This is a genomic window from Burkholderia sp. HI2761 (assembly GCF_002223355.1).
GTDB lineage: Bacteria > Pseudomonadota > Gammaproteobacteria > Burkholderiales > Burkholderiaceae > Burkholderia.
Genome location: NZ_NKFN01000002.1, coordinates 129,622 through 142,400, shown reverse-complemented (window position 1 = coordinate 142,400; position 12,779 = coordinate 129,622). Strand labels below are relative to the sequence as shown.

Genomic DNA, 12,779 nt, shown 5'->3' with positions numbered 1-12,779 from the left:
CCGCTCGAACCGGTGCGCGTTCGTCCGCCAATCCGGCTAACATCACACGCGATCCAGCCAATGAAGGAGTTCCGCATGGTGCGTCCGATGTTTCCGGGCCATGGTGCAACAGAGCGGCGGCTGCGCACGCGCGCCGGCCGCTACGTGCCGATGCTCGTCGCGTCGCTGTCGCTGGCCGCCGCCGGCCTCGGCGTGTCCGCCCGTGCGCACGCGGCGATGAATTTCTGCGCGGCGCCGGCGCTGCAGGCGAGCGAGACGACGCAGGCCGAGCCGGGCGTGCAGGCGCTGATCCGCAGCGTCGACGCGCGCATCGGCGAGCAGCCGAAGGCGATGCCGCGCCTGCACACCGAGGGCACGCTGCCGCACGAAGGCATCTACGACCAGAGCGCCGCCGCGCTCAAGGACATGGACCTGATGCGCGACGCGGCGCTCGCATGGCGCGTGACGAACGCGCCGCGCTACCTGCAACTCGTCGACCGCTTCCTGTCCGCGTGGGTCTCGACCTATCAGCCGAGCTTCAACCCGATCGACGAGACGCGCTTCGAGAGCCTGATCGTCGCGTACGACATGACCGCGAGCGCGCTGCCGGTGAAAACGCGCAATGCGACGGCCGCGTTCATCGCGAAGCTCGGCGCCGGCTACGTCGCGCAGGTCGACGCGCAGAAGCGTCCGCTCGCCGGCACCTGGCGCAACAACTGGCAGAGCCACCGGATCAAGCTGATCGCGCTGTCCGCGTTCACGCTCGGCGACCGCAAGATGATGAACGCCGCGCAGCGGCTGTTCGTCGAGCATCTCGCCGACAACATCGGCCCGGACGGCAAGACCTGGGATTTCGAGGAACGCGATGCGCTGCATTACGCGGTCTACGATTTGCAGCCGCTGGTGACGGCCGCGCTCGCCGCGCGCCGCTTCAACCGCAACTGGCTGCGCGAGCGCGGCGCGAACGGCGCGACGCTCGCGGCCGCGCTCGACTGGCTCGTGCCGTATGCGCTCGGCGAGAAAACGCACGAGGAATTCGTGAATTCGCCGGTGCCGTTCGACGCGAAGCGCCGCGAGGCCGGCCTGCCGGGTTACACGGGGCAGTGGGACCCGAAAAACGCCACCGAACTCTTTCATCTGGCCGCGCGGCTCGACGGGCGCTACGCCCGTGTCGCGCAGCAGCTTTCCCCAACGCCGCCCGCATGGCTCGCCGCGTGCCTGCCGTTGCAGGCGCGCTAGCCTCATTCTTATCGCAAGGCAGGTATCGAAATGGCAGTCAGCGTATTTGACCTCTTCAAGATCGGCATCGGTCCGTCCAGTTCGCACACGGTCGGACCGATGCGCGCGGCGCTGATGTTCGTCCAGGGCCTCGAGCGCGACGGGATGCTCGACGCGACGGCCCACGTGAAGGTCGAGCTGTACGGCTCGCTCGGCGCCACCGGCAAGGGCCACGGCACCGACCGCGGCGTGATGCTCGGCCTGCTCGGCGACGCGCCCGACACCGTGAATCCCGACACGATCGATGCGCGGCTCGAAGACGTCCGCAAGTCGAAGCAGCTCGCGCTGCTCGGCACGCATCCGGTACCGTTCGTGCTGAAGGAGAACATCGCGTTCTACCGCCAGGCGCTGCCCGAACATCCGAACGGGATGAAGCTGCGCGCGTCCGACGCGAACGGCGCGGTACTGGTCGAGCGCACTTACCTGTCGGTCGGCGGCGGCTTCGTCGTGACGGCCGGCGCGCCGAACACCAAGGTACTGAGTGCGGCCGAGCAGATGACGCACCCGTTTCGCACCGGCGCGGAGCTGCTTGCACTGACCGCATCGACCGGCAAGTCGATCGCGCAGCTGATGTGGGAAAACGAGCGCGCATGGCACACCGAGGAGGAAACGCGCGACGGGCTGCTGAAGATCTGGGCCGTGATGCAGTCGTGCGTGTCGCGCGGCTGCGGGATCGGCAATCCCGATGCCGACGGCAACCTGCCCGGCCCGTTCCAGGTCAAGCGCCGCGCGCCGCAGCTGTACCGCACGCTGACGGGCAGCCCGGAGCGCGCGCTGCAGGATCCGCTGTCGATGATCGACTGGATCAACCTGTACGCGATCGCGGTCAACGAGGAAAACGCGGCCGGCGGCCGCGTCGTCACCGCGCCGACCAACGGCGCGGCCGGCATCATCCCGGCCGTGCTGCATTACTACACGCGCTTCACGCCCGGCGCGAACGAACAGGGCGTGATCGACTTCCTGCTGACGGCCGCCGCGATCGGCATTCTCTACAAGCTCAACGCGTCGATCTCGGGCGCGGAAGTCGGTTGCCAGGGCGAAGTCGGCGTCGCGTGCTCGATGGCGGCCGGCGCGCTCGCGGCCGTGCTCGGCGGCACGCCGCAGCAGGTCGAGAACGCGGCCGAGATCGGGATGGAACACAACCTCGGCCTGACCTGCGACCCGGTGGGCGGGATGGTGCAGATTCCGTGCATCGAGCGCAACGCGATGGCGTCGGTGAAGGCCGTCAACGCGGCGCGCATGGCGCTGCGCGGCGACGGCTCCCACTACGTGTCGCTCGACTCGGTGATCAAGACGATGCGCGAAACGGGCGCCGACATGAAGACGAAGTACAAGGAAACGTCGCGCGGCGGGCTCGCGGTGAATATCGTCGAGTGCTGATGCCGGCCCCGGCGGCGGCGCGGGGTGGATCGACACCCTGCCTTGCCGCCGGGCACGGCGCCCGACGCTAGTCGTTCAGCCAGTTCTCCAGCCGCAACCCCGGATAGCTGACGAAATCCCGCTCGTTGTTGGTGACGAGAACGACATCGAGCGACACCGCATGCGCGGCGATCAGTTTGTCGAGGTGATCCTTCTTCCGCTCGCGGGTGGCCTCGCGGACCGGACCGTACGCTTGCGCGGCCGCGGCGTCGAAAGGCGCGACGGGAATATCCTCGATCAACGCGGCGAGATTGCGGCGCTCCCGGGCCGGGCTCGCACATGCGGTCACGCCGTACTCGAGCTCCGCATACGTGATCGCCGACATGACGACGTCGCCTGTGTAGCATTGCGCAAATCGTTTCGCGACCTGCTCCGGCTGATGCTTCATCAGATAGATGCACATGTTGGTGTCGAGCATGAAGCGCGGCATCACAAGCCCTCGCGTTCGGCCTGCTCGTGGTCGCCGCGCCCTTCGGCCATGAAGTCCGGCCCGAATTTCGCGAATTTCTCCAGTACGCGGGTCAAAGGCCGCCGCATCGGCCGAATGCGGATTTCGTCACCGACGCGCTCGATTTCCAGTTCGATATCGCTGCGTTCATAGGCCAGGTCGGCAGGAATTCGCACGGCCTGCGAGTTGCCGTTCCGGAATACCCTCGTGGTATGCATGTCGATCTCCGCTCGGATGTACAGTGTATGTACATTATACGATGCGGGCTTCGATGTAAATCCATGTGTGTACATAACAGGTCTTCCATTGGCTGCCGAGCCGGCAGTGAATATCGCGCATCACGGCCATTGCCGTCGCGCATGCCGCCTTCAATGCCACCGCCCGATCGGGCCGGGTGGCCCGGCGGGCCGCCGTCTCGACACAAGCATCCGGGTCGCCGTCCATAGCGCTTACTTTTCACCGTCGCGCCAGCGTGCACAAGCTGGCCGTTCGGCCAGCCGAAGCCCACGCGCACTCGCCGAACCGCCCGATGTTCCGACACTTTTCGGCGGCCGGCGTACCGGCGCCCGGCCAACCGGCGTAAGCTGTACGTCCCGCTACCCAGGGAGACGGCAGCCCATGTCGCATTCCAAGGATCTCGAGCCGCGCGCCACCACCGGTGCGCGACTGCTCGTCGATGCGTTGCTCGCCAATCACGTCGAACGCGCGTTCTGCGTGCCGGGCGAGAGCTTCCTCGCCGTACTCGATGCGCTGGCGGACGACACCGCCCGCATCCAGACGGTCGTCTGCCGCCACGAGGCGGCCGCCGCGAACATGGCCGAAGCGGTTGGCAAGCTGACCGGCCGCCCCGGCATCGCATTCGTTACGCGCGGGCCGGGCGCGACGCATGCGTCGATCGGCGTGCACACCGCGTTCCAGGATTCGACTCCGATGATTCTGTTCGTCGGTCAGTGCGCACGCGAGCACCTCGACCGCGAAGCCTTCCAGGAAATCGACTACCGCCGGATGTTCGGCCAGATGGCGAAATGGGTCGCGCAGATCGACGACCCGCGCCGCATCCCCGAATACCTGAGCCATGCGTTCCACGTCGCGACGTCCGGCCGGCCCGGCCCGGTCGTGCTCGCCTTGCCGGAGGACGTGCTGTCCGACGCGTGCGCACCGCAGCCCGTCGTGCCGGCCGCGAAACGCATCGCGGCGGCGCCGTCGGCCGCGCAGATCGACGAGTTGCGCGAACGGCTCGCGCGCGCGCAACGGCCGTTCGCGATCGTCGGCGGCAGCGGCTGGACGCCGGATGCCTGCGCGAACCTGCGCACCTTCGTCGAACGCTGGCAATTGCCGGTCGCGTGCGCGTTCCGCTTCCAGGACACGATCGACAACGCGCACCCGAACTACGCGGGCGACGTCGGGCTCGGGATCAATCCGGCGCTCGCGAAACGCATCCGCGACGCCGATCTGCTGCTCGTGATCGGGCCGCGCCTCGGCGAAGCGACGACCGCCGGCTACACGCTGCTCGACATCCCGAAGACGCGCCAGACGCTGATCCACGTGCATCAGGGCGCGGACGAACTCGGGCGCGTGTACGCCGCCGATCTGCCGATCGTGTCGGGCATGCCCGAGATCGCCGCGCCGCTGGCCGCGCTCGAGCCGCCCGAGCGGCCCGCGTGGGCCGGCGCGGCCGCCGACGCGCACCGCGCGTACCGCGAATGGCATGCGCCGCTGCCGATGCCCGGCGACGTGCAACTCGGCGACGTGATGGTGCAGTTGCGCGAGCGCCTGCCGCACGACGCGATCCTGACCAACGGCGCGGGCAACTATGCGATCTGGCTGCATCGCCACTTCGCGTACCGGCACTTCCGTTCGCAACTCGCGCCGACGAGCGGCGCGATGGGCTACGGGGTACCGGCCGCGCTCGCCGCGAAGTCGCTGTATCCGTCGCGCGCCGTCGTCGCGCTCGCCGGCGACGGCTGCTTCATGATGGCCGGCAACGAGCTCGCGACCGCGATGCAATACGGGCTGAACATCGTGGCGATCGTCGTCAACAACGGCCATTTCGGCACGATCCGCATGCATCAGGAGCGCAACTACCCGGGCCGCGTGCACGGCACGGGGCTCACGAACCCGGATTTCGCCGCGTACGCGCGTGCGTTCGGCGCCCATGGCGAGACGGTCGAGCGCACCGCCGACTTCGCGCCCGCGCTCGAACGCGCGCTGACCTGCGGGCTGCCCGCGGTGATCGAGATCCGCATCCCGCAGGACGCCAGCACGCCGGCCGCGACGCTCGAGCAGATCCGCGAGCAGGGCCGCCGCGCGCGCGGCGCATGACGGTGGACATGCATACCTCTCAGCCCGTCGCCGCGCTGTCGCACGACGACGCGCTGGCCTGCCCCGGCACGCTGCTCGCGCCCGACGGCATGCTCGTCGCGCCGTACGACCTCGAGCATGGCGACGCGCGCGCCGAAGGCTACGTGCCAGCCGCGCCGGCGCTCGGCCTGCTGCACGCCGCACACCGGCCGTTCCGGCTCGATTACGGCGAGGCGCGGCACGTGCACGTGATCAACGGGATGGGCGTCGCGCTCGGCGATTCGGTGATCGGGCTGACGGCCCTCGCCGGGCTGCGCGCGGCACATGCGGACCTGCGCTTCACGCTCTACCGGCCGGCGCGCGCGCCGCGCTATGTCGATGCGTTGTACGCGCTCGCGGCCGACGTCGTCGCGCCGTCACGCGCACTGCCATACACCGCCGAAGCGCTGCCCGCCGACGCGCACTGCATCGACGTCGGCAATCACCTGTACTGGCCCGCATTCGCGCGGCTGCCCATGATCGATTTCTTCCTCGACGCGCTCGGCGTCGATCCGGCCGCCGTGCCGGCCGCCGCGAAACGCAACCGCTGGCTCGCGCGGCTGCCGCTGCCCGCGCTGCCGACCGCGTGGCAGCGGCCGTACGTGCTGTTCTGCCCGAATGCGAGCACGGCGGTGCGCAGCGTGCCGCCCGCGCTGTGCGTCGCGTTCGTGGAACGGCTCGCGCAGCGTTACGGGCTGCCGGTGGTCGGCTTCGGCCCGCTCGCGCATCCTGCCTACGTGGACGTGAGCCACGATGCGACCGACACCGCACGCTTCATCGCCTGGATCAAGGGCGCGAGCCTGCTGTTCGCGCCGGACACGGCAGCCCTGCATCTCGCCGACGGTTTCGACGTGCCGACGCTCGCGTGCTTCACGACGATCGGGCCGGCATTGCGCGTGCGCGACTATCCGCATTGCGTGCCGGTGACGCTCGACGTGCCGGCCGAATTGCACGGGCTGCATCGCAGCGAACGGCCCGACGATCTGGCGGCGGTCGAAGCCGCTTATCGCGCAATCGACTGGGACGCGCTGGCGTGGCCCGCACCGCGCGACGCGGCAGCGATAGCCATCTGAGCGGAGCCGACGCGGCGGCGAGCGGAACGATCGAACCGGCAGCACGCGCCCGGCGCGCGCCCCGCCACGGGCGCCGTGCCGAGCGCCTCACGCGCGATCGCGCAGCGTCTCCGACGGCCGCTTGCCGAACAGGCGCCGGTAATCGGTCGCGAACTGGCTGAGATGCCAGAAGCCCCACGCCTCCGCGACGTCCTGCACCGAGCCGGCCGCGCGGCCGCACAGGTCGCGCCGCGCGCCGTTCAGCCGCAGCGTGCGCAAGTAGGTCGCGGGCGCCATCCCGAGCACGTCCTGGAAGCAGTACTGCAGCGTGCGCCGGCTCACGTGCAACTGCTCGCACAGCTCCGGCACGCCGACCGGCCGCGTGCGGTGCGCGAGCACGTAGTCGCGTGCCTGATCGACGAGCCAGCGGCGCGTCGACGGCGCACTGCCGCTGCCGTCGTCGGCCGGCTGCGCGCACGCATCGAACAGCGCGGCCAGCACTTCGGCCTGCAGGTCGTCGCGCTGCGCATCGGGCAGCGGGCCGGCCATCGCCACCGCACCGTCGAGCCGGCGGCCGAGCAGCGCGCACAGGCGCGCGAGCCGCGCGTCGCCGACCTGCATCACGCGCTGCGTGAACAGCCGCTCGTCGAGCGCGCGACGCTCGACTTCCTCCGCATAGCGGCGCAGCACGTCGCCGCGCACGACGACGCCGTAGATCGAGAACTGCGCGGGCGTCACGAGTTCGAATTCGACGTTGCCGGGCCGGAACGCGAGCGCGCCGGGGCCGATGCGGCACGCATCGACGCGCGCCGAGCCGTCGCACACGAGCGGGATGCCGAACCAGTACGCGTCGCCGCGCACTTCGCAGGCCTGGCGCAGCAAGTGGCTGGTCGATTCGCGAAACAGCTTCATCGTGTCGAGCGGCAGCTCGGTGAGCGTGCCGACGAAGCGGCCGGCCGCGAGCTGGTCGTAGGTCTGCCGCCAGCCGATCAGGTTGCGCGCCTGCTCGTCCGCATCGTGCGCGACGCTGACGACGGCCTGCCCGGCGAACGCGTCGTCGCCCTGCGCGCTGCGACGCGTGTCTTCGGCGGTCGGTTCTTCCGTACACGCCACGTGTTGATCCATCGTGTCCTCCCTCACCTGCGCGGAACCCTGCGTATCACGCAAGTCCCGTGCCGAACCGCACGGCCCGGCGAGCCGCCCGCCATTCCACGCTGTCCGGCCGATGCGCGCCATGGGGGCGCACCCGAAGGCGGCATGTCGCGCACGCCGCCGGTGCGATCCGCGCGGCGACCGCGCATACCCGCCGCCGCCGGCGCCCGGATGCCCGCGCCCGCGCCCGGATGCCGATGCCCGGACGCCGACGCCCGGACGCCGGCTACCAAGCCGGCTTCAGCCGCACGACCCGTGTGCCGCAATTGCCGTATGCCTGCGCGATCGCCAGTTCGACGATCGCGCTGCCCGCCGCCCACGGCGCAGCGTCCGCTTCCGGCAAATCGGCGCGCAGCGTGGCGCGCCCGTTGATCCGGTAGCGCAGGCCGCGCACGAAATCGACGAACAGCAATCCGACACCGCTGCCGTCGCAGGCGGCCGCGTCGATCCGGCCGCCGTCGCCGTCATGCGCGGCGGGCAACGCGAACCGCAGCGTCTTCGTATCGATCACGCGCACCACCGGCAACCGATCGCCGTTCGCGTCGCGCCGGCTCAGCACGATGTCGCAGGTCATCGACGCACCCGCGCCGGACGCCGTGCCGACGAACATGAACGGTTGCGATTCGACGAACTGCCGTACGCCGACGCTCAGCCGCGTGGTCACGGCGTCGCTCATCCGCTCGGCCTCGTCGGCGACGCCGAAGCGGTGTTGCGCGTCGAGTTCGCCCGGATGGAATACCGGGTGACGCGGAAAGGATCGGGGCGGTTCTGCCATGCCGGGAGTCGTCACACGTATCGGCGCGCCGTGCCGTCGCGCATGCGCGACGGCCGGCAGCGTTGCCTGCGCCGGCCGCCGGAAACGCAGCCGGCGCCGACTGTCGAACAGGGAAATCGAACCGAACGACGTGCCGGGCCCAACCGGCCCCGGCACGTCGCCCCGGCTGCGGCGATCAGAAGAACCCGAGCGCCTCGGCCTGGTAGCTGACCAGCAGGCACTTCGTCTGCTGATAGTTCGACAGCGCCATCTTGTGCGTCTCGCGGCCGATCCCCGACTGCTTGTAGCCGCCGAACGCCGCATGCGCGGGGTACAGGTGGTAGCAGTTGGTCCACACGCGGCCAGCCTCGACCTCGCGGCCCATCCGGTACGCACGCGTGCCGTTGCGGGTCCACACGCCCGCGCCGAGCCCGTAGAACGTGTCGTTCGCGAGTTCGATCGCTTCCTGCTCGTCCTTGAACGTCATCACCGACGCGACCGGCCCGAAGATCTCCTCCTGGAACACGCGCATCTTGTTGTTGCCGAGCAGCATCGTCGGCTTCACGTAGTAGCCCGTGCCCAGCTCGGCGGTCGGCGCCGCGCGCTCGCCGCCCGTCAGGCATTGCGCGCCTTCGCCGCGGCCGATGTCGATGTACGACAGGATCTTGTCGAGCTGCTGCTGCGACGCCTGCGCGCCGATCATCGTCTGCAGGTCGAGCGGGTGGCCGGACTTGATGCGCTCGACGCGCGCGACGGCCTTCTCGATGAAGCGTTCGTAGATCGATTCCTGGATCAGGATCCGCGACGGGCACGTGCACACTTCGCCCTGGTTCAGCGCGAACATCGCGAGCCCTTCGAGCGCCTTGTCGAGGAACGCGTCGTCCTGGTCGAGCACGTCGGCGAAGAAGATGTTCGGGCTCTTGCCGCCCAGTTCGACCGTCGACGGGATCAGGCTCTCGGCCGCCGCGCGCAGGATGTGCTTGCCGACCGGGGTCGAGCCCGTGAATGCGATCTTCGCGATCCGCTTGCTGGTCGCGAGCGCTTCGCCCGCTTCCTTGCCGAAGCCGTTCACGATGTTGATCGTGCCGGCCGGGAACAGGTCGCCGATCAGTTCCATCAGCACGAGCACCGACGCGGGCGTCTGCTCGGCCGGCTTCATCACCACGCAGCAGCCGGCCGCGAGCGCCGGCGCGAGCTTCCACGCGGCCATCAGCAGCGGGAAGTTCCACGGGATGATCTGGCCGACCACGCCGAGCGGCTCGTGGAAGTGGTACGCGACGGTGTTGTCGTCGATTTCGGAGATGCCGCCTTCCTGCGCGCGGATGCAGCCCGCGAAGTAGCGGAAGTGGTCGATCGCGAGCGGCAGGTCGGCCGCCATCGTCTCGCGCAGCGGCTTGCCGTTGTCGATCGTCTCGGCCACGGCCAGCAGTTTCAGGTTCTTTTCCATCCGGTCGGCGGCGGCGAGCAACAGGTTCGCGCGCTCGGCGACCGAGGTCTTGCCCCACTTGCGACGCGCCGCATGCGCGGCGTCGAGCGCCAGCTCGATGTCGTCGGCGCCGGAGCGCGGCACGCGGCAGAACGGCTGGCCGTTGATCGGCGACACGTTCTCGAAATACTCGCCCTTCACGGGCGCCACCCACTTGCCGCCGATGTAGTTGTCGTATTGCTGACGGTACGGGTATTCGACGTCGAGGCCCAGTTGTTTCAGGTCAAACGGGTTCATACATGTCTCCTGTTCATCGTGCTTGTGTGAGTACAGCGCCGGTTGGAATGCGCTGGTCCCGTTTACGCAACATGCGTGCCAAACGGAACGGGCGCACGTCGATCGCGGCCGGCGCGTGGTCGCACCGTGCGGTGTTCACGCACGCAACACGGCGGGTGTACCGATTCTGAACACCGCGGTTGCGCAGCGCTGTGGCCGGTGTTCGGAATTTTCACAGTGCGCGGCGGTGCGTTGCCCGCGCACGGGCGCCACGCCGCGTGGCATGTCGCTTGCGTGCGAATCGCGGATCCACACGCACGGCGCACACGCCGACCGACACCATGAACGATCGCGGCCCGCTGACCGACGACGCCATCGCGTTCATCCGCGAGCAGGCTTTCCTGATCGTCGCGACCGCCGACGCGGCCGGCAACGCCGACTGTTCGTACCGCGGCCGCCAGCCGCACGCGGACGGCTCGTTCGCGCCGCTCGTCGATATCCCGGACCGCCGCACGCTGGTGCTGCCCGATTTCGCGGGCAACAACCTGCTCAACACGATCGGCAACCTGCTCGTGAATCCGGCCATCGCGCTGCTGTTCGTCGATTTCGTGCGTCAGACGACCTGGCTCGTGCAGGGCCGCGCGACGCTCGACGAGGATGCGCAAGGGCGCGCGCGCCTGTGGCCGGATGCGTTGCGCTGTCTGGTGATCGATGTGGAATGCGCGCAGGCGCGCACGGATGCGGCCCTGCCGCCGCTGGTGCTGGCGTGACGCGCGGCGGGCGACGCGTCTATCGACGGACCATGCGGGCACGGCGGCCGGGTTGACCGAAATACCGAAATACCGAAATACCGAAATGCCGAAGCACCGATGCGCCACGGCGCAATGCTCACCGCCCGTGCGTCTGCGCACAGGCCGGTTCGACCCGGCCGCGCGCCGACGCATCGGCGTGCGCGTGGCCGTCCGCGTCGTCGCCCGTTTCGTCGGCGGCCGGCCGCCCGCCGAGAAACCCGAACACCACCACCGCGCACAGCACCGTGACGACGGCCAGTCCGGTCAGCAGCCGGTCGAATGCGTGCGTGTAGCTCGCGATCAACACCGCGCGACCGACGCCCGGCAACGCGGCAGCCGCGCCCGCGAGATCGCCGGTCGCAAGCCGCGCGGCGGCCCGCAGCGTCGCGTCCGGCGTGCCGGCAGCCGCTGCCGCGTGCGCCAGCCCCGTTTGCGCGAGCGCGGCCAGCACCGCGCCGACGATCGCCAGCGCGATCCCCTCGCCGGCCACGCGCGTCGTGCTGAAAATGCCCGTCGCCATCCCCGCGCGCTCTTTCGGCACGACGCTCACCGACAGCCCGTCCATCAACCCCCACGGCATGCCGGCGCCGACGCCGATCGCGAGCATCGGCGCGATCGCCGCCGGCCCCGCGCCGCCGCGCAGCGCGATGCCGAGCCACACGAGCCCGGCTGCCGCGACCAGCAGCCCGAGCCCCGAAATCACGCCGGCCGACAGCCGGCGCGCGAGTGTCGCCGCGCCGAACGGCACGACCAGCATCGGCGCGGAGATCGCGAGCATCAGCCAGCCGGCGTCGATCTCGCTGAAGCCGTCGATGCCGATGAAGCGCAGCGGCAGCACGACGAGCAGGACGATGTAGCAGCAGCAGGTCGACACCGGCAGCACCTGCACGCCGACGAAGCGCGCGATGCGGAACAGCGACAGGTCGAGCATCGGCCGCGCGACGCGCGTCTCGATCGTCACGAACGCGCACGCGCCGAGCGCCGCGCCGGCCAGCAGCGCGATCACGAGCGGGCTCGACCAGCCGCGCGCGGGCGCCTCGATCACGCCGAACGTGAACAGCGTCAACGCGGCCGTGAACGCGGCCGTGCCGGGCCAGTCGAGCCCCGTCGCGTGCGGATCGCGCGACTCGTGCATGCGCGGCAGCCCGAACGCGAGCGACAGCACACCGGCCACCGCGCTCGTCACGAAGATCGCGCGCCAGCCGTAATGCCCGATCAGGCCGCCCGCGAGCACGGGCCCGAACGCGAGCCCGATCCCGAACGTCGTGCCGAGCAGGCTGAAGGCACGCGTGCGCGCCGCGCCGTCGAATTCCTGCGCAAGCGCGGCCGTGCCGCCGGCCAGTGCCGCGGCCGCCGCGAGCCCTTGCGCGGCGCGCAGCAGATCGACCGCGAGCATCGACGGCGCGAACGCGAGCGCGACCGACATCAGCGTGAAGCCGCCGACGCCGATCGCGAACAGGCGCTTGCGGCCGAACTGGTCGGCCAGCGCGCCCGACGCCATCAGGAAGCTGCCGAACGCGAGCATGAACGCGTTGGTGATCCAGTTCATCGCAACCGGGCTGCCGTGCAGGTCGCGGCCGATCGCCGGCGTCGCGACCGCGCCGCCCGAAAACGACAGCGGCAGCGCGACGGCGGCCATGCAGACGGCGGCCAGCACCCATGCGCGCCGGCGCACCGCCAAGGTCGAAACGGCGGAAACAGGATGATCCATCATCGCTCCTCGAAAAAAGCCGGCGCGGATGCGCCATCAGAGCGACAGAAGATAAATCCGATTCAATCCGCGAAAAACCACGCGAAGTTCCGCATATAACGGACTAAAATTCCGCAATTCACGTGACCGCGTGCGTCGCCGCACGCCGTTCGA

At 69.9% G+C, this 12,779-nt stretch carries 11 protein-coding genes; 5 read left to right on the top strand and 6 right to left on the bottom strand.

Annotation, left to right across the window (positions count from 1 at the left end):
* Positions 1–75 precede the first annotated feature (75 nt).
* Together CFB46_RS04835 and CFB46_RS04830 are read left to right on the top strand one after the other, a co-directional pair.
* Positions 76–1,218: an alginate lyase family protein gene (locus tag CFB46_RS04835; protein ID WP_089499461.1), complete on the top strand. Its 1,143-nt coding sequence runs from the start codon at positions 76–78 to the stop codon at positions 1,216–1,218.
* A 30-nt stretch (positions 1,219–1,248) separates the two neighbouring features.
* Complete coding sequence (locus CFB46_RS04830; protein ID WP_027783199.1) at positions 1,249–2,637, top strand: L-serine ammonia-lyase; 1,389 nt, start codon at positions 1,249–1,251, stop codon at positions 2,635–2,637.
* 67 nt (positions 2,638–2,704) lie between these two features.
* Here the strand turns inward: CFB46_RS04830 and CFB46_RS04825 are convergent, their stop codons facing one another.
* The gene (locus tag CFB46_RS04825; protein ID WP_089499398.1) at positions 2,705–3,106 is read right to left on the bottom strand and encodes a type II toxin-antitoxin system VapC family toxin; all 402 of its coding nucleotides are present in this window, start codon (positions 3,104–3,106) and stop codon (positions 2,705–2,707) included.
* On the bottom strand, positions 3,106–3,342 hold the full coding sequence (gene vapB / locus CFB46_RS04820; protein WP_027783197.1) for a type II toxin-antitoxin system VapB family antitoxin: 237 nt from the start codon (positions 3,340–3,342) through the stop codon (positions 3,106–3,108). Before vapB ends, CFB46_RS04825 begins: the two co-directional genes overlap by 1 nt.
* 400 nt (positions 3,343–3,742) lie before the next feature.
* Between vapB and CFB46_RS04815 the strand changes: the two genes are divergently transcribed.
* Together CFB46_RS04815 and CFB46_RS04810 are read left to right on the top strand one after the other, a co-directional pair.
* Positions 3,743–5,446, top strand: coding sequence for a thiamine pyrophosphate-binding protein (locus CFB46_RS04815; protein WP_089499397.1), 1,704 nt, complete (start codon positions 3,743–3,745; stop codon positions 5,444–5,446).
* A gap of 8 nt (positions 5,447–5,454) precedes the next feature.
* Entirely contained in the window at positions 5,455–6,537 is a 1,083-nt protein-coding gene (locus CFB46_RS04810) for a glycosyltransferase family 9 protein (protein ID WP_373558180.1), read from the top strand.
* Positions 6,538–6,624: 87 nt separating this feature from the next.
* On the opposite strand, the gene CFB46_RS04805 is transcribed toward CFB46_RS04810, so the two are convergent.
* The 3 genes from CFB46_RS04805 to exaC form a co-directional block, all read right to left on the bottom strand.
* Entirely contained in the window at positions 6,625–7,641 is a 1,017-nt protein-coding gene (locus CFB46_RS04805; RefSeq protein ID WP_027783194.1) for a helix-turn-helix domain-containing protein, read from the bottom strand.
* Between the two features lie 253 nt (positions 7,642–7,894).
* Positions 7,895–8,443, bottom strand: coding sequence for a hypothetical protein (locus CFB46_RS04800; protein WP_089499460.1), 549 nt, complete (start codon positions 8,441–8,443; stop codon positions 7,895–7,897).
* A 175-nt stretch (positions 8,444–8,618) separates the two neighbouring features.
* Positions 8,619–10,145, bottom strand: coding sequence for an acetaldehyde dehydrogenase ExaC (gene exaC, locus CFB46_RS04795; RefSeq protein ID WP_027783192.1), 1,527 nt, complete (start codon positions 10,143–10,145; stop codon positions 8,619–8,621).
* A 320-nt stretch (positions 10,146–10,465) separates the two neighbouring features.
* On the opposite strand from exaC, the gene CFB46_RS04790 reads away from it, so the two are divergent.
* Positions 10,466–10,894 (top strand): pyridoxamine 5'-phosphate oxidase family protein, encoded by a 429-nt coding sequence (locus tag CFB46_RS04790; protein ID WP_027783191.1) that lies wholly within the window; start codon positions 10,466–10,468, stop codon positions 10,892–10,894.
* Positions 10,895–11,012: 118 nt separating this feature from the next.
* Here CFB46_RS04790 and CFB46_RS04785 read toward each other — a convergent pair whose 3' ends face one another.
* Positions 11,013–12,626, bottom strand: a complete 1,614-nt coding sequence (locus tag CFB46_RS04785) for an MFS transporter (RefSeq protein ID WP_089499395.1) — start codon at positions 12,624–12,626, stop codon at positions 11,013–11,015.
* Positions 12,627–12,779: the final 153 nt, after the last annotated feature.

What these genes read in the sequence shown, in the direction of transcription:
- CFB46_RS04825 (WP_089499398.1), bottom strand. Translation starts at nt 3,106, where the DNA reads ATGCCGCGCTTCATGCTCGACACCAACATGTGCATCTATCTGATGAAG.
- exaC (WP_027783192.1), bottom strand. Translation starts at nt 10,145, where the DNA reads ATGAACCCGTTTGACCTGAAACAACTGGGCCTCGACGTCGAATACCCG.
- vapB (WP_027783197.1), bottom strand. Translation starts at nt 3,342, where the DNA reads ATGCATACCACGAGGGTATTCCGGAACGGCAACTCGCAGGCCGTGCGA.
- CFB46_RS04835 (WP_089499461.1), top strand. Translation starts at nt 76, where the DNA reads ATGGTGCGTCCGATGTTTCCGGGCCATGGTGCAACAGAGCGGCGGCTG.
- CFB46_RS04785 (WP_089499395.1), bottom strand. Translation starts at nt 12,626, where the DNA reads ATGGATCATCCTGTTTCCGCCGTTTCGACCTTGGCGGTGCGCCGGCGC.
- CFB46_RS04830 (WP_027783199.1), top strand. Translation starts at nt 1,249, where the DNA reads ATGGCAGTCAGCGTATTTGACCTCTTCAAGATCGGCATCGGTCCGTCC.
- CFB46_RS04810 (WP_373558180.1), top strand. Translation starts at nt 5,455, where the DNA reads ATGCATACCTCTCAGCCCGTCGCCGCGCTGTCGCACGACGACGCGCTG.
- CFB46_RS04805 (WP_027783194.1), bottom strand. Translation starts at nt 7,641, where the DNA reads ATGGATCAACACGTGGCGTGTACGGAAGAACCGACCGCCGAAGACACG.
- CFB46_RS04800 (WP_089499460.1), bottom strand. Translation starts at nt 8,443, where the DNA reads ATGGCAGAACCGCCCCGATCCTTTCCGCGTCACCCGGTATTCCATCCG.
- CFB46_RS04815 (WP_089499397.1), top strand. Translation starts at nt 3,743, where the DNA reads ATGTCGCATTCCAAGGATCTCGAGCCGCGCGCCACCACCGGTGCGCGA.
- CFB46_RS04790 (WP_027783191.1), top strand. Translation starts at nt 10,466, where the DNA reads ATGAACGATCGCGGCCCGCTGACCGACGACGCCATCGCGTTCATCCGC.